Source organism: Austwickia sp. TVS 96-490-7B, from assembly GCF_019331795.1.
Taxonomy (GTDB): Bacteria; Actinomycetota; Actinomycetes; order Actinomycetales; family Dermatophilaceae; genus Austwickia.
Genome location: NZ_JAHPZL010000003.1, coordinates 547,806 through 570,463 on the forward strand (window position 1 = coordinate 547,806; position 22,658 = coordinate 570,463).

Annotated in this window: 17 protein-coding genes; 10 read left to right on the forward strand and 7 right to left on the reverse strand. The window is 61.9% G+C overall.

Annotated features, from left to right (window positions below; all coding sequences use genetic code 11):
• Positions 1-7 precede the first annotated feature (7 nt).
• The 3 genes from KEM60_RS05025 to KEM60_RS05035 are packed head-to-tail and all read left to right on the forward strand — an operon-like array spanning position 8 to position 3,727.
• The gene (locus KEM60_RS05025) at positions 8-1,198 is read left to right on the forward strand and encodes a cytochrome P450 (RefSeq protein WP_219106385.1); all 1,191 of its coding nucleotides are present in this window, start codon (positions 8-10) and stop codon (positions 1,196-1,198) included.
• A gap of 8 nt (positions 1,199-1,206) precedes the next feature.
• A complete protein-coding gene (locus KEM60_RS05030; protein ID WP_219106386.1) occupies positions 1,207-2,577 on the forward strand; it encodes an MFS transporter in 1,371 nt (456 codons plus the stop codon).
• A gap of 10 nt (positions 2,578-2,587) precedes the next feature.
• Complete coding sequence (locus tag KEM60_RS05035) at positions 2,588-3,727, forward strand: helix-turn-helix transcriptional regulator (RefSeq protein ID WP_219106387.1); 1,140 nt, start codon at positions 2,588-2,590, stop codon at positions 3,725-3,727.
• Here the strand turns inward: KEM60_RS05035 and KEM60_RS05040 are convergent.
• The gene (locus KEM60_RS05040; RefSeq protein WP_219106388.1) at positions 3,710-4,273 is read right to left on the reverse strand and encodes a GNAT family N-acetyltransferase; all 564 of its coding nucleotides are present in this window, start codon (positions 4,271-4,273) and stop codon (positions 3,710-3,712) included. The two genes, KEM60_RS05035 and KEM60_RS05040, sit on opposite strands and share 18 nt — an antisense overlap.
• Positions 4,274-4,430: 157 nt before the next feature.
• Between KEM60_RS05040 and KEM60_RS05045 the strand changes: the two genes are divergently transcribed.
• From KEM60_RS05045 to KEM60_RS05055, 3 genes are read left to right on the forward strand one after another with little or no spacing between them, the layout of a single operon-like run.
• Positions 4,431-5,456 (forward strand): ABC transporter substrate-binding protein, encoded by a 1,026-nt coding sequence (locus tag KEM60_RS05045; protein ID WP_219106389.1) that lies wholly within the window; start codon positions 4,431-4,433, stop codon positions 5,454-5,456.
• Position 5,457: 1 nt separating this feature from the next.
• The gene (locus KEM60_RS05050; RefSeq protein WP_219106390.1) at positions 5,458-6,504 is read left to right on the forward strand and encodes an iron ABC transporter permease; all 1,047 of its coding nucleotides are present in this window, start codon (positions 5,458-5,460) and stop codon (positions 6,502-6,504) included.
• The gene (locus tag KEM60_RS05055) at positions 6,501-7,352 is read left to right on the forward strand and encodes an ABC transporter ATP-binding protein (protein WP_219106391.1); all 852 of its coding nucleotides are present in this window, start codon (positions 6,501-6,503) and stop codon (positions 7,350-7,352) included. The genes KEM60_RS05050 and KEM60_RS05055 overlap by 4 nt, the downstream gene beginning before the upstream one ends.
• A 121-nt stretch (positions 7,353-7,473) precedes the next feature.
• Here the strand turns inward: KEM60_RS05055 and KEM60_RS05060 are convergent, their stop codons facing one another.
• Complete coding sequence (locus KEM60_RS05060) at positions 7,474-8,556, reverse strand: DUF5692 family protein (protein ID WP_219106392.1); 1,083 nt, start codon at positions 8,554-8,556, stop codon at positions 7,474-7,476.
• 2 nt (positions 8,557-8,558) lie between these two features.
• The gene (locus KEM60_RS05065) at positions 8,559-9,611 is read right to left on the reverse strand and encodes a hypothetical protein (RefSeq protein WP_219106393.1); all 1,053 of its coding nucleotides are present in this window, start codon (positions 9,609-9,611) and stop codon (positions 8,559-8,561) included.
• 127 nt (positions 9,612-9,738) lie between these two features.
• Here KEM60_RS05065 and KEM60_RS05070 point away from each other — a divergent pair, with 127 nt between their 5' ends.
• From KEM60_RS05070 to KEM60_RS05080, 3 genes are all read left to right on the forward strand, one after another.
• Positions 9,739-11,124, forward strand: a complete 1,386-nt coding sequence (locus KEM60_RS05070; RefSeq protein ID WP_219106394.1) for a DUF5692 family protein — start codon at positions 9,739-9,741, stop codon at positions 11,122-11,124.
• 887 nt (positions 11,125-12,011) lie between these two features.
• Positions 12,012-12,665: a hypothetical protein gene (locus KEM60_RS05075; RefSeq protein WP_219106395.1), complete on the forward strand. Its 654-nt coding sequence runs from the start codon at positions 12,012-12,014 to the stop codon at positions 12,663-12,665.
• 1,183 nt (positions 12,666-13,848) lie between these two features.
• Positions 13,849-14,667 carry a trypsin-like peptidase domain-containing protein gene (locus tag KEM60_RS05080; protein WP_219106396.1) on the forward strand — a complete coding sequence of 273 codons (819 nt, stop codon included), beginning with the start codon at positions 13,849-13,851 and terminating at the stop codon, positions 14,665-14,667.
• Positions 14,668-14,842: 175 nt separating this feature from the next.
• On the opposite strand, the gene KEM60_RS05085 is transcribed toward KEM60_RS05080, so the two are convergent.
• From KEM60_RS05085 to KEM60_RS05100, 4 genes are all read right to left on the reverse strand, one after another.
• The gene (locus KEM60_RS05085; RefSeq protein ID WP_219106397.1) at positions 14,843-16,189 is read right to left on the reverse strand and encodes an APC family permease; all 1,347 of its coding nucleotides are present in this window, start codon (positions 16,187-16,189) and stop codon (positions 14,843-14,845) included.
• A 10-nt stretch (positions 16,190-16,199) separates the two neighbouring features.
• On the reverse strand, positions 16,200-17,888 hold the full coding sequence (locus KEM60_RS05090; protein WP_219106398.1) for an FAD-dependent oxidoreductase: 1,689 nt from the start codon (positions 17,886-17,888) through the stop codon (positions 16,200-16,202).
• Positions 17,885-19,324, reverse strand: a complete 1,440-nt coding sequence (locus KEM60_RS05095; protein WP_219106399.1) for a YeeE/YedE family protein — start codon at positions 19,322-19,324, stop codon at positions 17,885-17,887. The genes KEM60_RS05090 and KEM60_RS05095 overlap by 4 nt, the downstream gene beginning before the upstream one ends.
• Before the next feature lie 584 nt (positions 19,325-19,908).
• Positions 19,909-21,768, reverse strand: a complete 1,860-nt coding sequence (locus tag KEM60_RS05100) for a DUF2075 domain-containing protein (RefSeq protein ID WP_219106400.1) — start codon at positions 21,766-21,768, stop codon at positions 19,909-19,911.
• A 353-nt stretch (positions 21,769-22,121) separates the two neighbouring features.
• Between KEM60_RS05100 and KEM60_RS05105 the strand changes: the two genes are divergently transcribed.
• Entirely contained in the window at positions 22,122-22,484 is a 363-nt protein-coding gene (locus KEM60_RS05105) for a hypothetical protein (protein WP_219106401.1), read from the forward strand.
• Positions 22,485-22,658 lie beyond the last annotated feature (174 nt).

Genomic DNA, 22,658 nt, shown 5'->3' on the forward strand with positions numbered 1-22,658 from the left:
AGATGTCATGACGACGTCATTACTCGACCCCGAGGTCATGGTCGACCCCTACCCCTTCTACCGGGAGATCCAACACACCCCCGGCATCCACCACGACCCTCGCCTCAACGCTTGGCTGATCAGCCGATACGACGCCGTACGCTCCGCCCTGTCTCAGGACACCCTCTTCACCACCGCCCCCCTGGCCACCCGCGCCGAACCCGTGATGCGCGGCCGGGTCCTCGCCCAAATGACCGGATCAGAACACGCCCTCAAGATGGCGGCGATCATGAAAGGAATCTCCGGGCGCATCCTCACCGAACGGTACGCCCCCCTCATCGAAAAACTCGCCACCCGCCTCCTCAATGACGCCATGTCACAAGACCACTTCGACCTGGTCACCGACTTCGGACGGCGCTTCGCAGTCCTCGCCACGCTGACCATCCTCGGGATCGACGAGGAATACGCCCAGCAGATCCGAGGATGGCACGACGGGATCACCCACTACGTCACATCCCTCGTGTCCACCGAGGACGAACGCCGCCATGACATCGCGTGCAGCGAACACCTCGAACAGTTCCTTCTGCCCTTCATCCACGAACGCCGCCACCACCCCGACACCGACCTTCTCTCCCTGCTCTGCCAGACCTCCAACGGCGGCATGACCGACTCAGAAGTCGTCGCCTTAGCGATCAACATCCTGCTCGCCGCAACCGAACCCTCCGACAAAACCCTGACCTACCTCACCTATCACCTCCTGACCCACGGCCCGGACGCCACCGCAAGCGCGCACCAGGACCAGGCCTACCTCCAGGACTGCATCGCCGAAACCCTCAGACTCCACTCCCCGGTACAGCTCATCCCCCGACAAACCGCCCAAGACACCATCCTCGACGGCACCCTGATCCCTGCTGGTGAGACGGTCTTCTGCCTGATCGGTGCCGCCAACCGAGATGCAGCCGTCTTCGACCACCCCACCGAGTTCCGCCCCCACCGACACGGCAGCGGCGGCGCGCGACCCTTCACCGCCGCAGCCCACCACCTGGCCTTCGGCCACGGCTTGCACTTTTGCATCGGCGCCGCCTTCGCCCGAATGCAACTGACTACGGCCGCCGCCGTCCTGGCGGCGCACCTGCCCCACCTCCGCCTCGACGGAAACCTCGCCGAGTCCGGGTTATACACCCGAGGCCCGATCACCCTGCCCCTGAGCCATCGATGAGGACGACCATGACTTCCACTCCACCGCTCCCGACTTCCACCCCACCGCTCCCGCAGAAACTCCTCACAGCGCTCGCGGTGGCGTGTCTGATCCCCTTGATTGACACCAGCGTGGTCAATGTTGCTATCCCCCGCGTGGTCTCTGACCTGAACGTTGCTGTTGATCGGGCCGGGTGGGTAGTCACCGGCTACATGATCGCTACGGGGGTGGGGATGGGGATATCAGCCGGATTGTCGAGGTACGCCGGGTTGCGCCGCACCTGGATGGGAGCCATGGTGGTTTTTACCGCAGCCTCACTGGTGTGCGGGTGCGCGCCAAGCTGTGACGCGCTCATCGCGGCCCGCGCCGTGCAGGGGCTCAGCGGCGGGGTGCTCACCCCGATGGTGCAGGCCATCATCGTCGCTGTCGCCGGTCGGGAACGGATGCGAGATGCGTTGGGTGTCATCGGGATCCCGGCTGTGGCTGCCCCGGCGATCGGACCCTTGTTAGGCGGATGGCTCACCACGTCACTGAGTTGGCGCGCGGTATTTCTCATCAACGTGCCGTTATGTCTGGTGGCGCTGCTCTTAGAGGGCCGCGCTATCCCGCAGGAATCCCACCCAGAGATCTCCTTGGACATCATCGGCGGGGCGCTGTTGGCGGTGGGTTTGGGCTCAGGCCTGCTCGGGCTGTCCTGGGCGGTTGAGGCGGATCCGCGTCCGCTCCTGCTCTGTACGGCGGCGTCGATCCTGGCGCTGACAGTGTTCACGGTCCACTCTCGCCGGGTCAGTGAACCCATTCTCAAGGCATCTTTGCTGTCCCACAGAAGCATTGGGACGACATTTGGCTTGTCCTGGTGCGTCGGGGCGACGTTTTATGCGTTCCTTTTTGCTTACCCCGTCACCGCGCATCACACCTTTGGCACCTCCATGACGATGATTGGGATGGCCCTGGGCATCCAAGGAGTCGGAGCGTTCATCGGCCGGCGACTACTCGCGACGTCGTTACGCACCATGTCGTCGTTCACGCTGCTCAGCGGGGGTCTCATCGGCACGGCCCTCACGACTTTGCCCTTCTCGATGATCGACGTCTTAGGAAACTTATGGGCCGTCAGCGGTCTTTTTCTGATCCGCGGTGCCCTTTTAGGAATTGTCACGATTGTCCTGTTAGGCGCCTGTGTCGAAAATGTCGATCCAGCTGATGCCCCGCATGCAAGTGCCCTGATCCGGATCGGCCTTCAGATCGGCGGGGCTGCAGGGATTGCCGCCACCACAGTGATGGTCTCTTTGGGTACGACGGTCACGTTTGTCGGCATCTCAGGTTGCGCCGGAGTCGGGGCGCTGTTGGCGGCGCCTTCGGCGCTCAGGTCGACCCCGCGGGTGCCGGCAGGCAAGCCCTAAACTGACCTGCATGAACAACCCCTCGGATTTCGGTCGGCGTCTGAAGTTCGCTCGTGAAAAGGCCCACCTGACGCAGAGCGAGTTGGCTTTGCGCGTTTCCGGGGTGAGTCCGAGTTATCTGTCTCGGTTGGAGGCGGGTACCCGTCGACCCAGTACCGAGGTGACCGAAGCGTTGGCGACCGCATTGGGCCTGACGGTGGGCACCTTGAGCGGCGCGGATTTTGGACAGGTCAGCGAATCATCCGATGTGACTGATGTGCTGTTGGCCGCGCTGACTGCCGGGGGAATAGTGGAGTCCTCGGTGGAGTTTCGGCGGCATGTCCACGCTCATCTGGTCCCGGAGGGGGTGTCGGATACCCCAGTGGGATGGCGCACCTTGGTGGTGCGATGTTGGCTTCATCTGATGGGGTCGCGGGTGTCGGCCGCCCATGAGGCCATCGCGCAGGCTGTCGAGCAGTGCCCCAGGAAAGATATTCGTGTCGTCCTGACCGCATGTCGAGAGACAATCGCTGAGCTATCAGAGAATCCGCGACGGGCAGCGCTCATCGGGATGACTTATATGGCTGATTTATTTATCCTCGATGCGCCATCGCCGATTCTTTTGCCTTGGCTGGTCAATACCGCTTTGAAACAGGCGCTGTCGACGTACGGCGACTTTGAGGGTTTTGCCGAAAAGTGGTCGCAACTTGCCGATCGGCAGCTCGTCGATTTCATTCTTGATGGAGAACTCGCAGCCATGATCGCCGCTGCGGGTCACGGTGGCGTGGAGTTCAGCGGATTGACTCAGACCGATTCAGATATCGGGATAGTCCATGCGCTTCACGTCACCGGGATCGGGATTCTGTCCCGTCCCGGTGACGATCCTGTGTCCGCGCCGGACATTGAGGCGATGGCTTCTTTGGAGGAAGCGGCCCGGCCCTTTGTCTCCACGACGATCAGGAAGCGCATGCTGGTCGCTCTGGTCCGCGCGCTGATCCATGTTGGCGATCACGAGCGCGCGCACGAAGTGCTGACGACCGCTGTCGCTCAGGATGCGCGTCTACTCACCCCGATCACTGCCGCCTTGCTGGCTCGTACGTCGATTGGCCTGGGGCGGTGGGACGAAGCGACGACTCACCTTGAGTCGGTGTATTCAGGCTCGTGCGCTTGATGTGAGCGTGCCGCTGGTGGCCGGGACGCTAGGCCGCAACGGGAACTCGAAGTGCAGGGTCTCAAAACGCGTGTCGGTCTCCCAGCCCCGATCGTCTTGGACCAGGTCAGCTCCGGTGGATCGCCAGAAGGCTTCGGCACCTGGGACGGCGGCGTTGGTGTGGAGGTAGATGACGCGATACCCGCCGTCTTGGCGGGCCCAGTCGACGGCAGCATCAACCATCTGACGGGCAAAGCCGCGACGGCGGGCTTGGGGCACAGTGACCACGCGGAGGAGTTGGGCCACGTGGTGGCGGTCGGCGTACCGGGCGGCGATGGCGGGGTGGTGCGGTGGGGAGTCCGGGCCGCCGACGCGGATCCCGGCGGTGGCGACGATCGTGCCGCCGAGGCGCCCGATGAGCATGACGTTGCGGGGATTGTCGAGATAAACCTCTCGGAGGTGTTCGACGTCCCAGTGCCAGTCGAATCGATAGCCGTAGCTCTGATCGTCCTCCATGCTGCGTCGGATCACGGCCCGGGCCTGATCGACGTCGTCGGGAGTGGTCACGGGGTCGATCCTCAGTTCCACAGGCACCTCATGTTTTAGCGATTTGTTTCTGAGACAAGGAAATTCCCAGGCCAAGCGGCAGATAAGGTCATCCTATCCTGATACACGTAAAGTAAATCTGTCCTGAACATCATTCTCAGCAAGCGCAAGGTCGTCCATGAACACCGCTGTCCGTCGCCCCTCCCGCCGCACTACTCTCCTGCTGACCGCCGTGGCCCTGGCCGCTACCGCCGGATGCGGCAGCGCCAATACCACCGCCCCCACGGGCACTGACGGCGACAGACCCACCATCACGTTAACCAACTGCGGCGAGACCGTGAAACTCGCCAAACCCGCCCAACGGGCCGTCACCACTGAGCAGTCCGCCACCGAGACTCTGTTGGCCCTCGGGCTTGCTGACCGCATCGCCGGCACCTCCAACCTCAAGACCAGGGTTGCTCCCGAATTCGCTGACGCCTACGCGAAGCTGAAAGTCATCACCCCCAAGGTGCTCACCCCCGAACAGACCCTCTCTGTCAACCCTGACCTGGTGTTTTCTCCCTTTGTGGACATCATGACCAAGGATCGGGTGGGCACCCGCGCCGAACTCGCCAGTAAAGGCGTCGCGACGTACCTCTCCGAGGTCGACTGTCCCGCTGACAAACGCACCATCACCAACCCCATCGAGGGGATGTACGCCGACTACCGCAACCTGGGCACTCTGTTCGGCGTCCCCGACCGTGCCGACAAACTCATCGCCGATCAGAAGAAGAGCGTTGAAGAGGCGACGGCCAAACCCACCGGGAAAGCCCCGAAGATCCTGTGGGTCTACGCCACCTACTCCGGATCGCCGTACGCTGCCGGGGGCACCGGCTTGGCACAAGCGATGACCGAGACGGTCGGTGGGGTCAACCCACTGTCCGAGCTGAAGGAGAACTGGCCTGAAGTCGCCTGGGAGAAACTCGGCGAGACCGACCCTGACCTCATCGTGATCGCAGACCTCGCTGAGCGGGGCAAACCCGGAGACTCCGCGGAATCAAAGATCGCTGACCTGCGCAAAAACCCGGCGACAGCCAAGCTGGACGCGGTCCAGAAAAACCGATTCCTGGTCGTTCCTGGCGTGGAGACCGACGCGACCGTCCGGTTCCCGCACACGCTGAAAGCACTGCACGACGAGTTGGTCAAACTCGAACTCGTCCACTGACATGGCCGCTTCGTCCCGAGGTGGAAACGCACGCCGATACGGCGTCCGATCCGCCCTTCTCTACCTGGCCGGAGTGCCGATCCTCCTGGTCACCATGCTGGTGTCCTTAACGTTGGGGGCAGCTGACACCCCGGTCACCGCGGTCGTCGATGTCCTGTCTGCACACCTTGGCCTGCCCAGCGACCCGGTGACCCCGGTCGTCGACTCGATCCTGTGGGGCTTGCGAGTGCCACGGGTCGTCACCGCGGCGCTCGTCGGAGCGGGGCTGGCGGTGTGTGGCGCGACCTTACAGGCGCTCACTCGCAACCCGTTGGCCGAGCCCTATCTGTTAGGTCTGTCTTCCGGGGCTTCGGCTGGGGCCGTCGTTGTCGTCGTCCTCGGCGTGGGCGGTCAGGCTCTCGGCCTGACCGGTGGCGCCCTAATCGGCGCGCTCAGCGCGCTCGCGCTGCTGTTGATTCTGCTGCGCCGCAGCGGGCTGGATTCGGTGCGGGTGGTGCTGACCGGAGTCGTGGTCGGTCAGCTGTTTGCCGCGTTGTCGTCGCTGGTGTTGATGGCCGATGGAGACGCTGAAACCACCCGGGCCATTACCTTCTGGCTGTTGGGCTCGATGGGCGCAGCCCGGTGGACGACCGCTCTCACCTGCGGCGTCGCGCTGCTGATCGGTCTGGCGGTGACCTGGTGGCATGCCCCCACCTTGGACGCACTGTCCCTTGGATCGGACACCGCTTCGTCACTGGGCATTGATGTCCGACGGACTCGGCTGGTGCTGCTGATCGTCACATCGCTGATCACCGCTGCGGCGGTGGCCGGGGTGGGCGCCATCGGTTTCGTCGGGCTCATCGTGCCGCACGCCATCCGTTTTGTCGTCGGCCCGCTGCACCGATATTTACTGCCCGCGGCGGCTCTCACCGGTGCGGTGCTGCTGGTCATCACGGATGCTCTATCTCGGGTGGTGTTCTCCCCACGGGAAATTCCCGTCGGCGTACTGACTGCCCTCATTGGCGTTCCGGTGTTTTTGCTGGTGATGAAACGGCGAGGTGAATTGTGAGTACGCAAGCACCGGTACGCATCGACCTCGAAGGTGTGTGCTGGAATGTGCCGGGGCGACGGATCGTGCACGACGTCCAAGCGGAGATCGCAGCCGGTGAAGTGGTGGGATTGGTCGGGCCGAATGGGTCAGGCAAGTCCTCCTTGCTGCGGTGCGTGGTCGGGGTGCGCCACACCAGTGCCGGAATGGTCCGGTACGACGGAGTAGACATCCGGGACATCCCACGCCGGGAGCTGGCCCGCCAGGTGGCTTTCGTCGATCAAGCTGGCGCCTCGCCGGACGACCTGACGCTGGCCGATGTCGTCGCCTTGGGCCGGATCCCGCACCAAGACAGGTGGTATGGACCCCGGGCGCAGGACGAACAGATCGTCGCCGATGCGATGGCACAGCTGGGCATCACCCAGCTGGCCGACCGGCCATGGCGACAGGTGTCCGGTGGGGAGCGGCAACGTGCCCAAGTGGCCCGCGCCTTAGCTCAGCAACCGCGAGCGCTGGTCTTGGATGAGCCGACCAACCATTTGGATATCCGTCACCAGTTGGATCTGATGCGTCATCTGCGGGGATGCGGGCTGACGGTGGTGGTGTCACTGCATGATCTGGGGTTGGCGGCGCGCCACTGCGACCGGGTGCTGGTGATGCGGGACGGACGGTTGCATGGTGCCGGTGCGCCGTCGGCGGTGTTGAGCCGGGAGCTGATCGACGACGTATTCGAGGTGGATGCGGTGGTCGGGGAAGGCCCGCGGGGAGAATGGGCGGTCACGCTCTATCCCCGTGAGGGTGCGTCGTCGGTGGGCGCGACGGTCTCGACGGATGACGATGGCGAGGTGGAGCTGAGCCTGGCCCCCTGATCACGGACTCGATGAGACAACGATGGGCTTCGGCGTACTGACTTGTGGTCGTACGTCGAAGCCCATCGTGATCGGTCACAGTAGACCGGGTGACCGGCGAGGTGGTTCCCGGGACGGCGGGTCAGCCAGTGGGGACCGGTGTTCGAGGTGGCACCTCCTGAGTGGGTTCCGGCGCGGCGGTGGGGGGTGGGGCGTCCCGGTATCCCAGGTCTTCGGCGGTCCGTCCGATCCGGGCGGCGGTGCGGTCCTGCTCCTCGACCGGAGCGATGTGGCGCATCAACGCGACGTATTCGGGGGTGTCGGAGTAGATCTCCTGAGTGCAGGGGTTACGGCGCAGGGTGACGATCCGGTAGACATGCCAGGCCATGACGCCGATGTTGGCCAGCAACGAGGCGAGCGCGATGAGGAACATCGCGGTCGGGTTGTGGGCCGAGCGGTGAGCAAACATGGAGTCCTGGGTGAAGTGGGGGACGGTCAGTGCGACGGCGCTCCACATGGTGAGGGTGTAGGCCCGGTATTGGATCCAGGCTCCGCGTCCGAAGGAGAAGAGCACCGGGACGGTGCAGGATGCGAGGAGCGCGAGTCCGGAATACCAGGAGCGGTCGGCGAGACAGTTGTAGATGTAGGAGAAGTTCCACAGGTCGTAGGCGATGATCCACCAGATGGTGAGGTCGCCCCAGATGATGGCTTTGCTCTTGCCCTCAGCGACGAAAATGCCGACCCACCCGGAGATGGCGAGGAGATTCAGGACGCCTGCGATGGCGTTCATGATGTTCCACGGCCCTCCCCAGGTGACCATGCCTTGGGTGGGGTCGACGCCGTTGAAGGAGTGACATTGCAGCTCCCGGACGACGGCTTCGAGGATGTTGATCGCCAGGATCAGGGCGGGGAGCAGCAGGTACCAGTTTTTTCGGCGTAATGACGGAATGTATTGCAGGCCGACCAGGCTGAAGCTGCCCACGAGGGCGGAGTAATGCTTGACCACGGGGAACCATCCGGCGACTTCGGTGCCGTCGGTGGAGTGGGGCCACCAGAAGATCGTCATCGTCAGTGGAATGACGACGAAGATGATCACGACTGCTGTCTTGCTGCGTTGGATCAGCCAGGCGGCGAAGGCCAGGCAGGCCGCGACGACGATCAGCATCGCGTAGTCCCACCATTCGCCCCGTTCGAAGAAGAACAGGGTCGGATAGTCGGGGGTCATGATCAGTGACCTATCGGGGAATGGTGTGGTTCTTTACCCCAGTTGGGCAGGTAGGAGCGTTCTTTCTTCTGGCGGATCTGCTCAGCCCAGGAGAAGGTCGGCTCGGTCCACCCGTCGAAGTAGGTGTCGTCGACGACGTCGGCCCAGGGGGTGCCGGGGCCGGTCGGCGGCCAGGTGGGGTCTTCAGTGACCGGCGGGCGGATTTCGGAGGCGGCGGGCTTCTGGCGTCCGTAGCGCATCCACTGGGTGTAGGTCTCTTCGAAGAGGGGGGTGCCGTCCCAGCGGCCTGCGGGGGTGCCGTTGTTGAAGAACCGTCCACCAAGGACGCCGCGCATGAACTTGCCGGAGAGTTGTTCGCGTTTGTGGAACTCAGCGACTCGCTTGATGTAGATGTTTTGCAGTCGGGTCATGACGCCACCGATCAGTTCGATGTTGATCCAGTTGACGGCGCGCGGCAGGCCGGTGTCGGGTTCGAAGCCGATCCGCCAGTGGTTGATGAGCCGGGTCCCACCGTTTTTGAGGGGGATCATGTGGAACGACCAGGTCACGCCGTAATGCTTCATGCTGGGGTAGCGGAAGGCGTAGCTGCCGGGCGCCGCCGGGGGGTTCTTGGTGTCGACCCATTGCACGAGGTATTTGCCGGGGACCACGTCGGTCCATTCCATGGACATGCCGTGGTAGTCGAAGGCGCCGATGTCGCCGGGCATGAGGGAGTCAGGCTGCTGGAACTCCTCTTGGATCTCGTAGCTGTTGTGGAACGGCAGTCTGGCGAAGGTCCGTTCGAGGAACTCTGAGCTGAATGATCCTGACTTGTCGGCGCCGAGTTGGCGGAAGAGCCGCCAGACGGCGTAGGCCGGTGCGTCGATGTTGATGGCGTACGTCGACGAATACGCGTTGGCGTAGTTGGCGTCGACGAGGTCGTCACCGGGGTAACGCCAGGCTTGTTCTTCGGGGGTGGCTTTGCCGCTGAACTGGCTGAACCAGACCATGCCGCCGAGTGCCCCTAGTGCGCCCAGCCCGATGAGCGCCTTGCCGTGACCCAGTCCCCTGACCATTCGAATCCTCCTTGATCCCCGGGCGTTCGATCCGACGCACCGGACTCTCCGCAAACTCGCACATACCGCGGGTTCGTGCTATAGCGTATCTAAAAACGGAGTACAGTCCACTTTCCAAGGATGATCCATGTCAGACCTGTTCCTGTGGGAGCTCGGAACCCCACGCGTCTACGCCATCTGGTTGCTCGTCTTCCTCGCACAGATCGCCGTCGCCGAAATCAACAGACGCTGGAACTGGACCGTCTTCGCGTTATGGACGGTCGGCGGGCTCATCCTCATGCCGTACGCCGCCTTCCACGGCACCCCCATGGTCGGCTGGTTCCCCTTCGGCAAATACGTGATCATGGTGCTCACCGCCACCATGAACGGCGTACTGATCGTCTACTGCAAGCGCAACCCCGTGAAAGCGCACCGCTACGCCATCTGGCTCGGCGTCGCACTCTGGGTCGGCCTAGCCGCCAACATCATGGAAGCCAACATCCGCGACCTGACGATCTTCGCCCAACGCGACAGCTACTACGCCTGCGCCGCCAACTGGCAATGCCTACAAGACATCAACAACACCCACACCATCGACATGATCGCCGGGCTCCCCGAAGCCCGCGGCGTCACCGCCCCCCTGCACAGCCAAGAGTGGTACAGCGCCGTCGCCACCAACCTCGCCGCCCACGGCGTCGGCATCGACCCCGCCACCGGATTCCGCACCATCGGCGGCTACTGGAACCTCATGTCCGCACTCGCCGGACTCCTCAACATCATCACCATCACCGGCCTCGGCAAAATCTTCGTCACCTCCCGCAAAGGCGCCAAAGTCCGCGGCCTCATCTGGGTCGACATGGTGTGGCCCTGGGTCGTCGCCTACGACCTGTGGAACCACGCCTTCCTCTACAACGCCCTCGGTGACTACACCTGGTATTGCACCCTCGCCCTCCTCCTGGCCTGCACCATCCCCGCATTCACCTGGGCCAAAGGGCAATGGATCTGGTTCCGCTGCTACACGCTCATGTTCTGGATCGCCTGCAACAACCTCCTCCCCGAAATCCTCGTCCCACCCAACGGCATGACCAACTTCGCCACGATGGACCCCACCGCAAACATCGTCTGCTCCGGAGCAGCGCTGGCCGCCAACGTCATCCTCTTCGGCTACTGGCTGTGGAAGATCCTCAAGCACAAGCGCAACCCCCTCACCAACGTGCTCTACCCCGAACTCGCCGAATTCCGCGCCATCATGAACGAACACGCCGACGACAAAGACAAATACTTCGTCACCGACATGATCAAAGAAACCCCCTACGAGTTGGGCTTCGAACCCACCTCCACCACCCCACCCCGCGACGGATACGTCGGCCACATGCCCTGGTGGGGACGCACCGACAAGCGCTACCCCAAGCTCCGCACCCCCGTCGCCGCCGACCCCGGACTCGTCGACAAAGGCGTCATCTCCGACAGCCAATGGGATGTGCCTACCCCCGAACAACAGTCCGGCCCCGTCGAAGCCGGTAGCACCCGATGAACTGGACCCGCCGCGACATGAACCGCTGAAATACCACCCCCCAACCACGGCGGCGCGTACGGCGCATCCGCGTCGCCGTCCCGGCCGTTCCCACCCAGGTCTGCTCCTAGGTGGTAACGGCCTTCCCCATTTCCCGCCCTCTCCCCTTCCGCTCTCTCCCGCTCTCCCCACGTCCCCAAAATTTTGAAAACCCGCCCACGGGCGACTTCCCCCACACCACACCCCGCCCACGGGCGACTTCCCACCACAAAACCCCAAGACACTCCCCACAAAACCCACCCACGGGCGACAAGTGCCATGACCAAAGCCGCCCGTGGGCGGGTTTTCAAAATCAGGTACGGCGAGACATAGCAGCAGACGGGCGAAATCCATGGCGTCACTCAGAGATCCAGCCCGCCAAACCCAAACCCAGGCCACGCGGCTCGAACCGAAGCCCAATCCATCAAACCCAGGCCACGTGGATCGAGCCGGAGCCCAGGGCGTCACTCCGAGTTCAAGAGCCCCGAGCTGCTGTCGAGTACGTGGAACTGAGGTCTGGCATCAGGAAACATAGCCAGTGCGCTGACGGGCAGTCGATACGTCGATGTCACACCAGCAACATGAAACAAGTCAGAGGTTCACATGACGACGTACCGCGAAGGTCAGGCTGGCTGGAGCCTCCCCCCAGTGAGCACGCCGAGTCTGGCGTCGCACTATCAGCGCAATGAACCTCTGAAGCAACTCACTCCCCACCGCATGAAAACAGCAGATTCATTGCGCCTCAAGAGATTTCATTTTTCCTGTGGGCAATGATTGTGACGCTAGTTGACTTCGTGACAACAGGGGCAGAAGCTGTGCCTGCATCAAACGTGAATGATGCTCTCCCACAAAGGCCCTCGAAGGTTCCCATGTCCCCATTTCGCGCCCTCACCGCGCTGACTCTCGCTGTTGTCACCCTCACCTCCTGCAGCGCACCCTCCACTCCGGAAACCGCTCCCACTCACGCACCCGCATCATCGACGTCCAGCACCCCCCTCCACCCCACCACCAACCCCACGCACACTGATCAGACCATGAACCCCAGTGGTGGCGACGAGGACGACGATGCCCAAGCCGCCCCAGCAGCGCCGAGTCACACACCTGACGGGGCAGGCTGCGCCACTACCGCCCCCGGCGGGATGGAGTATTGGAAGTGCATCACTCCGCGTCGTCCTCGCACCTGGTGTCTAGAGCATCTCTGCCCGCCGCCGTTCTGCGGCACCGATGTTGCCCGTCGCTCCGATGCGCGCTGTGACTACCTGCCAGCCACCCCACCAGCTGCCGCACCAACTCCTACCCCCACACCGACACCCCCCGCCCGAGTTGAGGAACCCTCACCTTCCCATCCTGCCGAGATGCCAACTTCTTTCTCATGCCGCGGAGGTTACGAAATCTGCGGCAAGAATCCATCAGTGAGACCAGGCGTAGCCTGCCCCACCGAGGGAGCCGTCGTCTTCTCACGATTCGGCAAGCTGACCTGTGAGGTTTACGGCGATGACGGAACCCCCCGGTGGCACAACTGACATCAGAGCAACCCCCAGCTCCGCAGGGATGCGGTCGCTGCCCCACGCCCCCCTGAGCCAGAGGCATACGTTCAGCGCGACAAGTGCAGTTTCAGCAGCCTGATGCGCACTCCCCCACTGAGCCACTCCCCCACTGAGCCACTCCCCCGATGGTGAGGCCCTCACTATCGGGGGAGTGTCTGCAGCATGTGAAGGATCGATCCACTGGTAGGCAGCATGTCCGTCTCGACAAGATGTGTCACCGTCACACCCTCCACTGCCTATCCGACGTGACCCCTTTACCGAACCACGCTGATAGCGACCTGCACGCCTCCTTGGCGCCACGTCAATATTTCTCTCTCAATGAAAGTGATATTGATAAGATTTTCAATCAATGAGGGTGCGACAGGCCAATGGTGAACGTCTCACCACCTTTCCACCATTCATAATACCTCAAAGTAAGCTGATTAATTGCTTAATGCAACCTGAGTAGCCGGCAAGGATCTCCGAGGATCTCAGATAATTACGGTGCAGTATTAAATTTAATCTCCCTCGGTCTTTAAGTCGGATTAATGGCTGCTCTCAGGGTTTATTCAGTGTTGACATCAAATCCTCAAAACCCCTACTCTTCAGATGTCGCCACGGCGACGAAACGAACACCCAAGCTTCTCGCGTAGGCCCACCGGGGGCGCCACCTATGCATCCCCTAAAATCAGCATGACCCAAACTTAAGACACCTAAACTAACACTATCCTACCTATGCTTTACCTAAAAAGATAACGTGCAACAAAAAACGTTTCTTTGATATTCATTGACGACCCTCTATGGCAGAGGATGATCCATTAATGATATCTGCAAGAAGTCCACCTTGATTGAGTCACCGCCACAGCTGCCATGAACTCCACCCAGGGCTCAGCAGCAACAAAGTCACCGCAGCAATCAGGTCAATGCGTAAAGCACAACGAAGCCTCACCGAAAAATCCGGATCATCGCTCAGTCGGACCCACTGCGACCCTCATCCCCACCGAGGGAGCCACTTCTTGGCACCAGGTCGCAGCCGCCGTGACCGATGAGTCCCTACACCTGCTCCTCACCGTGCTGACACTGGCAGCTCACCGGCATATCTCACCAGGTGAGCGGTCCAGTTGAACGCGTATCACAGCAAACACACCACGTGCAGCACCACTCACGAAAGGGTATAACGATGTCAAAAACCACCGCAGTCACCGCTTTGAAGCGGCTGGTCATCATGGGGGCCGCTCTTTCCATCACAATGGGCGGCGTCACCTCCGCACACGCTTCCTCCGAGCTTGATAAAGGCGCCAAAAGGGCACGGGAGCTGACTAACCCCATGTCCATGTATGAGGTCACCACTGGCGATCCTTGGAACGCCAAGTCCTGCTCTTTGGGCTTTGCTGGCACTTGGAAAGGAAACGAGAACTCTGTCGCCTTCCTGACGGCAGGTCACTGCACCACTGAAGACGACCTTAATAATGGCACTAAATACTATGTCGGCCCCTACCACTCCTACCTCCAGGCATCAGTCAAGGCTCGGAAGTGGGACGGCGGCCTCGGCAAGAAGGACTATGCCGTCATCGAAGGCGAGAAGAAGCAAGACGGCGCTGGAAAATTCTCCTTCGGACCCTCGAACGCCATGACCATTGACACCAAGTACAGCGAGTACAAAAAGGGTGTCATGAAGATCACCGGCATTGAAGACCCCAAACCGGGCATGGTGGTCTGCGCGCCGCTACAGACCAACGAAACGGTCAAATACACCGATAACCGCCAGATCACCTGTGGCAAGATCCCAGAGACTGACAACAAGACCAAGAGCGGCGAGAAGTGGATCGCCGAAACTGCCCGCATCCGTGGAGGCGACTCAGGCGCACCAGTCATCACCCCTGAGGGGAAAGCCGTCGGGATCATCAGCGAGCAGAAAGACCAGAGGACGAAGTTCGTCTTCACCGCCATCAAGGACATTCTGGAAGAGCAGCCAGATTTCAAGCTGGCGGTCGGATGACGTGATCACTGAGGGGCCGACAGCTGACCAGAGATGTCGGCCCCTCAGCCGCGTCAGGGACCTCCCACCACCAGTAGCTGTTTGACCCAAAAACTCACGACACAACCCGGGTCGTTAAACGGTCCGCCCCGACGTACGCCGGCTCGACGTACCACTCTCCCCGCCGTACGCGATCTCAACTGGTTTGCGCCGACTCGCGCGGTCGACGTACCCGATAGACCGCCACCCCGGCGAGCACCCACATGGCGAGCGCTCCGAATTCGGGGGCGCCGAGTTGGCCGGGTGAGCCGGGGACGAGGAGTAGGAGGAGGAAGGCTGCGGAGGCGGCGACGCCGACGCGGGCTTGGGTGCGTTCGCGGCCGACGCCGATGCGGGCGGAGATGTAGCAGGTGGAGAGGTAGGCGACACCGGCGAGGACGGAGCACATGTTGACGATGTAGTTGACGACTTCTCGTCCGGCCCAGGGTGCGATGAGGCTGATGGCGAGCGCGAAGAGCACGGCTTGGTCGTAGACGCCGATGGGGTTGAGTCGGTGGAATCGGGCGGGGAGGAAACCGTGTGTGGCGAGGGATGCGGTGAGTTTGCTGGCGGACAGGATGAATGCGTTGATGCCGCCGAGGACGGCTCCGGCGAGGGCGATGACGAGGATGCCCAGGCCGATGGGGCCGAGGACGGTTTGGACGGCGGCGCCGGTGGGCCAGGTCACGGTGTCGGCTTGGTCGGGGGTGAAGATCAGGGCAGTGAGGGTGTTGAGGGCGGTGTAGATCAGGCCGGCGAGGACGATGCCGGTGACGGCGAATCGGCTGGCTCGGCGTGGTGCGAAGCTGAGGTCGCGGGTCACTTGGGGGATGACATCGAAACCGACGAAGAGGAACGGCACGATCGCGATGACTGATCCGACGCGAGCCCAGGAGATGGTCCAACCGTCGAGGTAGGTGTGGGTGAAGGGGGTGGGGTCGACGAGGGTGACCATGAGCGCGAAGATCACGGTGACGTTGACGACGAGGCCGATGACGAGGAGGTTTTGGACGCGGGAGCTGCCGCGTAGGCCGCGGATGTTGAGCCAGGCGAAGGCGACCATGATGGCGCTGGCGATGGCCACGTCGGTGGCGTAGACGGGGTATCCGGCGACGGTGTAGAGGTGCCCGAGGGATACGGCGTCGCCGACGATGCGTTTGAGCACGAGGACGAATGCGGTGCCGTTGAGGCTGACCAGGCTGATGTAGGCGAGGAGCAGGGACCAGCCGACGGCGAATCCGGCGGCGGGTCCGAGGTGTCGGTGGGCGTAGCTGAATTCGCCGCCTTCGTCGTCGTGGTGGCGCATCATGACGTGGTATCCCGCTTGGATGAACACCATCAGGATGACGCCGACGGCCATGCCGATGGCGGTGTCGACGACTCCGGAGGTGCGGAGGAAACGGGATCCGGGGAGGGTGAAGGAGCCCCAGCCGATGGTCGCGCCGACGACGAGGGAGAGGACGTCGAGGCGGGTGAGCCGGTGCGTCCCGGGGGTGGGACGCACCGGCGCGGTGTCAGTTGAAGTTGTAATCGGTGACCACTCGTTCCCGCGGGTCGGTGAGGTCGTGGAAGTATTCCAGGCAGCTCAATCCAAGGAAGGCACCGTTGATGTTGCGCGCGAGGGGGTATCCGATCTGGTTGAGTTCACGGGTCACGTAGTAGGAGCGTTGCCCGATGCGGCAATGCAGGTAGACGGGGGTGTCTTGGGGAATCTCGTCGAGGCGGTCCCGGAATTGGCTGAAGGGGATGTTGATGGCGCCGGTGATGTGTCCTTGGGCGTATTCGCCGGGTTCTCGGACGTCGATGATGGTGGCGCCTTCGTCGAGGAGTCTGCGGACGTCGCTCATTTGGACTTGGGTGATGTCGCCGGTCAGTTGGTTGACGGCGACGAGTCCGGCCATGTTGAGGATGTCTTTGGCGGTGCCGTACATCGGCGAGTAGCAGAGTTCGAGTTCGGTGAGGTCATGCACGGTGGCGCCTTGCATGATGAGTGCGGCGACGACGTCGATGCGTTTGTCGGCGCCGTCTGTGCTGATGGCTTGGGCGCCGAGGATCCGCCCGGTGGGGGTTTCAAAGAGCAGTTTGAGGTGGAGTGGCGCGGAGTCGGGCATGAGGCCGACTTTGTTGGCGTTGATGTAGTAGATGGTGTCGTAGGACAGTCCGGCTGCTGCGCATTCGGTGTCATTGAGGCCGGTGGAGGCGGCAGTCAGGTCAAAGACGCGGATGACGCTTGATCCGATCACTCCGGTATGCCGGTTTGTGCGTCCGTTGACGTGGTCGGCGGCGGCGCGGGCTTGGCGTTGGGCTGGGCCAGCCATGGTGAGGCGGACGGGTTTGCCGGTGAGTCGCCCATATTCTTCGATGGCGTCGCCGACGGCGTAAATCGACGGGTCGGAGGTGCGGTAGTTGTGGTCGACGCTGATCCCGCCGGTCGTCCCGATTTGCAGGTCAGCGGCGCGGGCGAGGGATGTTTCGGGTGCGACGCCGACGGCCATGACGACGGTCTGGGCGGTGACGGTGCGTCCGGACGCCAAGGTGAGGGTGTCGCCGTCGATGCGGGCGACGGGGTCACCGAGGAGGAGGGTGACACCGTGGTCGTGGATTTCTTTGTGCAGGAGTTGCGCAATGTCCGCGTCGAGGCGGGTCATGACCTGATCGGCAGCTTCGATGAGGGTCACGTTTTTGCCGGTACGGCGGAGGTTTTCCATCACTTCGAGGCCGATGAAGCCACCGCCGATCACGGCGATGTCGGTCGCGGCGTCACAGGCTGGTTTGAGTCGTTCGATGTCGGTGACATTGCGGACGACGTGGACAGTGTCGGCGTCTTTACCGGGGATGTCCGGGATGATCGGGCTGGCTCCTGGGGAGAGGCAGCACACGTCGTACGGTTCGTCGAATTCTTCGCCGGTGTCGACCCGTCGTACGGTGAGCGTTTTGGCGGCGCGGTTGATGCGGATGACGTCATGGCCGGGGCGTACGTCGAGGTTGTATCGCTCACGGAAGATCTGCGGGGTGACCAGGACCAGGTCGGATGCTTCCGCGACCACCCCGGAAAGGTGGAAGGGCAACGCACAGTTGGAGAAGGAAACGTCCCGCCCCCGTTCGAAGACGACGATCTGCGCGGTCGGATCGAGGCGGCGGCAGCGCGCTGCGAAGGACATGCCACCGGCGACTCCGCCGACGACCACTATTTTCTTGCTCATGCTTCTGTTCCTTTCGTGGCCGGCGTCGATGCGGTGCCGTCCGTCCCGGATGTGGCGATCTCGAGGTAGTTGCGGGGTTGGGTGTGTCGGTCGGGTCCGACGAGGTTGATGCGGCCTTGGAAAATTTTCAGAGCAAGCAATCCCCCGCCAAAGAGCGCGATCGCGAAGGTCCACCCGGACAGGGAGAGGTTGCTCACTCCTGAGAACAGCGCACCGATGTTGCAGCCTCCAGCAAGCCGAGCGCCAAAACCCATGCACAACCCGCCGACGGAATATGCGACAGCGTCACGGGCCGTGAAGTCACGGTCGAAGCGGAACCGTCCAGCGAGCAGCAGTGCGCACGCGGACCCGAAAATGATGCCGATGTCTCGGACGCTGCCGGGGTGATTGATCAGCCCGGACGCCACCGAAGCGTTGATCGAGGTGAAAGCAGGGTCGGTGAACTGCACACCAAACAGGTTGAGGAAAGCGACAGCCCACACGGTGAACGCGCTGGTCACACCCCATGACTTGCCGGTGGTGATCAGGATGAACACAAACATGAACGCCAGGAGGATCCCGCCGGTGCGGAAATCCCATCGCGTGACTAGCAGGTTGTGGTAAGTCCGAGCGTCAAAGAATGAGAAGGGCTGGCCGGTCGGTTCTTGCGGGACATGCCGCTCAGTGCTGTCCCACTCCTCAACGCTGTAATAACCTTCGCGTTTGCGGAACTGCTCGTATCGACGTACGAGCACCCACACTCCGAGCAACCCGAGGAAGGTCACCGCGACCGCCCCCGGATAGCCGAAGACATCCGGCAGGTACACGCGGAAACCGGCACCGACGGGGCTGTGCGTCATCGTGGCACGTAACCAATGCCCAGGGATCGATCCCAGCACAAAAAATGGCAACGAAAACAGGACTCGTACGGCGCCTTCACCGAGGTCAGCTAGCGTCCCGGAGGCGCAACCGCCAGCCATGATCATGCCGACACCGAAGATGACCCCACCGATGATCAGCGGCAAGTTGGTCTCAGCGACCGCTTCCGTGCCGGGAATCACGGATTGGCCTTTGGCGGCAGTCCAGGACACCACCGCGCCTCGATGAGCGGCGGCCCAATGCAGGCCAGCAGTGACCGCTGACGCCAACCCGAATGTGAGGAGCAAGGCCTTGGACAGGCTGCCTTCTCCAGTGACGTAGATGCGTTTGATACCACCGGCGAAACCAAAACGGCTTCGCGTCAGGATGTATCCCAATATCAATCCGGTGCCCATAGAGAGCACAAAAATCTCTGGTTTTTTTGCTAACAACCCAGCTAGCAGCATGGCAGCAATGATGACGACTGCGATGACGGGTTGATGGCGACGATGAAGTGGGGGTGGGAGATGTCGCAGCGTGCGATCCGGGCTCCCCGACATCGGGGCGGGGGCAGCGTCGCTCTCCGTGGCGGACGACATACTGTCCTCCTTGGGCGAGTGCTTGCAGGTGAACGGCTTCGCCGTTGAAGCGGTGCAGGAGGGGGTAGTCCAGGGCAGGGGTCGTCCTCGCGACGGGGAGGACGGGTGAATACCCGTTCAAGCAAGCTGAACCTTACGTGAAGTTTGGGACATCGAATAGGGGTCTGGAACAAACAGCGCCAGACCAGGCACGAAACCCCCCTCCGACCCGAATAGGCCTGCGCGACAGGTGCCGACGCCCGCGCGCACTCCTGCCTCACCCCCGACACGCCGTCCGTCAAAAAGCCGCAGATGCGACGAGGACGCCGCGAAGGACCATGACACGACGTGTGGGCCGTCGCGACCACTCGCCGTCGCGACCACTCGCCGTCAGCGCTTTGACCTGCAGAGATGCCGTCACGGAACACATACTGGCCCGTCGGACACCTGGTGGAGCGTGAAACATGCGGCCGACGTCTCGGCCCCCCACTCAACTCCTGCTTTGCTCACTGCCCGCCGCGTTGAAATGTGGGTCCAGTGAGGGAAACCGAAGTGGAGTCTGCGAGAACACCTGCCGAGGGGGCATGGAGTTGATTCTTAGCGTGTCAAGGCACGATCGAGCGCAAGAAGTCCTGGGTTTCCGGGTCGGTCGAGTACAGCCCGATGCCCCGCATCGCGCGGGTGAGAAGCACTTTATAAACGTTGCGGATCAGCCGGTCGACTTCCTCATCGGTGACCGATTTCCTCGATCGGAACGCTGGATCACGACTTTCAGTACGTCGGGTTTCCCAGCGACCGGCACGTCGTACGAGGTCGGGACCGAGCACCACTCCTGCGTAGTCATATTCGAAACCTTGGGCGGTATAGACACAGCCGACTTGACCAAAGCCGGCAGGGTCGGTTGCCCACAGTGATTTCGGAGGTGCGCCACCGACAGCGCGGTCACTTTTAAGGTTCCATGGCCGCGTCCAATCACCGATCTGAATGTCGTGGACCAGCGATCCGTCGGGGCGAGGGTCACTCCATGGCCAGCAAAAACCGGCAGACATGCGCGCGGTCGTGTTGTCGTCGTGACGCGCTTCTAGCCAGGCTTGCAATTCCTGGGGTGATTCCATGACCTGTACGTCGAACGCAGCGTCACCTTCCCACGGGATTGTTTCTTCCCCGGTCAGACCGAGCAGACGCTGGACCCACCGCACATAGGCTTGGGAGCCACCGCACCGGAACTGGTCGTCAAGCTCAATCACTAGTACATCAATGCCACGTTGAGCAGCTGCTTCTCGAATGTCGTCAACAGTGCCCAGCTCGCCCGGACGGACCACTTGATGCTGGTCCAGGAGGAATACGGGCGTGCGGGCAGCGCAGAGGAGCTCATCGATTTGGGGACGACCTGTCCGCAATGATGCTTTGGTGTATTGGTTGACTGACGTTTCTCTGATGCGGTGCGCCTCATCCATGATGAGGACTTCGAGGTCGTTGGGTTCAGCTTGCATGAACGAGTTGAAATATTGGAAGGTCTTGCGGACTCTCGGTGAGCCTTTCGCTGCTACTTTGCGCAGCGTCTGAGTGAACGACTGCGATCCGGTGGCGTGAATCACTGTGCGACCTTGGCGGGCTAGCTCACCCATGAGTGATAAGGCAATCACGCTTTTACCAGATCCTGGGCCGCCAGTGACGATCACCGCAGTTTTCGTGTGGGCTCGCCTGGCGCTACTCACGGCATGTCGCACACATTCATAAGCGTCTCGTTGGTCGTCGAGCAGCACAAAGCATTCACGTTTCTGCACTTCCTCAGCTGCCAACTCCATCAATTTCCTCGTGGGGCCAAGGCTGCTGTTTTCGAGAATATCTGCAGCTTCTGCACCACTACGCGGGGCGAAATATGCGGTGAGAAATTCTCGAAACTCTCCACGGCGTTGCCCAGTAAACATCCGTCCCAGCTGGCCACCGGGACGGGTCAGGAGGTCGGCGACGCCGTACTCAGTGGCGTTATGTAAGTAGGCGACGCCGGCAAGGGCTTCGGGGGTGTCCGCCAGTGCTGCGGTGAAGTCTTGAAGGTATTCGCAGTAGCCGCGCACTTGGTCGATGGGATGTGAAACCGGACGGCTATAGCCGTCGACGGCAACGAGGACATCACTGTCTTCAAACTGGTATGCGTGAGTCCACTGTTTGAGTTCAACGACGAGGTACGCCGGACGTCCGGTGGCGGCGGAGATACCTGCGAGGACGACATCAGCGCGTTTGTTAGTGAACGGCAGCTGATATTCCAGCAGCATTTCCACACCGTGCAGGCCTGCATCACACAAATCTGCGGCAAGAGCTGGGAGGCTATGGTCCCATGATCGACGTTCGCTGGGCGATGGGTAGTGGCCCACTGAGTGCCACATGTGATCTGCGAGCAGCTGCGACAGCCGTGCCTCAAGCAGAGAGAATTGTCCGGCAGGTAAACGATGCAGTGACGACACGAAGAGGCTCCCGAGCAGCACGACATGGCGTGCGGGGAAGCATGTCCTTCTCAGGAAGCTCGTCGATCCGCGAATGACAGCGTCACCTTACCGAAGCTGTCGACAGCTCGACAGCGCATTGACTCTCACCCATCAGGTCAGCCCAGTAGGAGTCGACGTGTTCGACTGGCCTCGAACGCATTTCGCCGTACTACGTACCACGGCACCGCCTGGCTGGGACCAGGTGAAGGCTGCCGCGTCGCGCGGGCATCATGGGCGCCCGAGTGGACTGGAACGGGTCAGGGCAAGCAAGAGGTCAAACTTGAGGGCTTCGCTCAGCGACCCTCGGAGAGGGATAGATGCAGGAACAGTCAATGCTGAAAACGGTGATGATGAGCACTCAGATCGTCATGGCTTGGGTCGCCCTATTGGGTCTCGTCGCCGATCTGGGATGGATTGATGCGGCCATCTGGTGGATCCTCTGGTTCACGCATAGCACGTGCGTGTATGCGCTGCGGGACCCAGACAGCATTCCAGCATTGGCAAAAATCGTGATGATGACCCCTGCTTGTGCAAGTTCTGGAATCATTCTCTTTGATATTTTCCCCGCGCTGGCGCGCAGGCCCGATGCTATCACCTGGGGAATCTCACTGCGAGTGATCGCTGCGGCTGCTGCTATCTCATTCTTATTTCCTGCAGTTCATCGTGGTGTCGATTTCACTGTCGAGCCCGACTGACCGACTCTCAGACAAGCCAGGCTGGCCAGCCCTGCTCCACTAGGGCGACAGATGCGCATCCGGATGTGCATGAGCGCCACCTTAGTGCTTCATAAATAACCATTTGAACGTAGAGTGGCATCAGATCGGAATGTCCCCGTCATTGCGCTAGGCACCTAGCGGTGAGAGTGACTG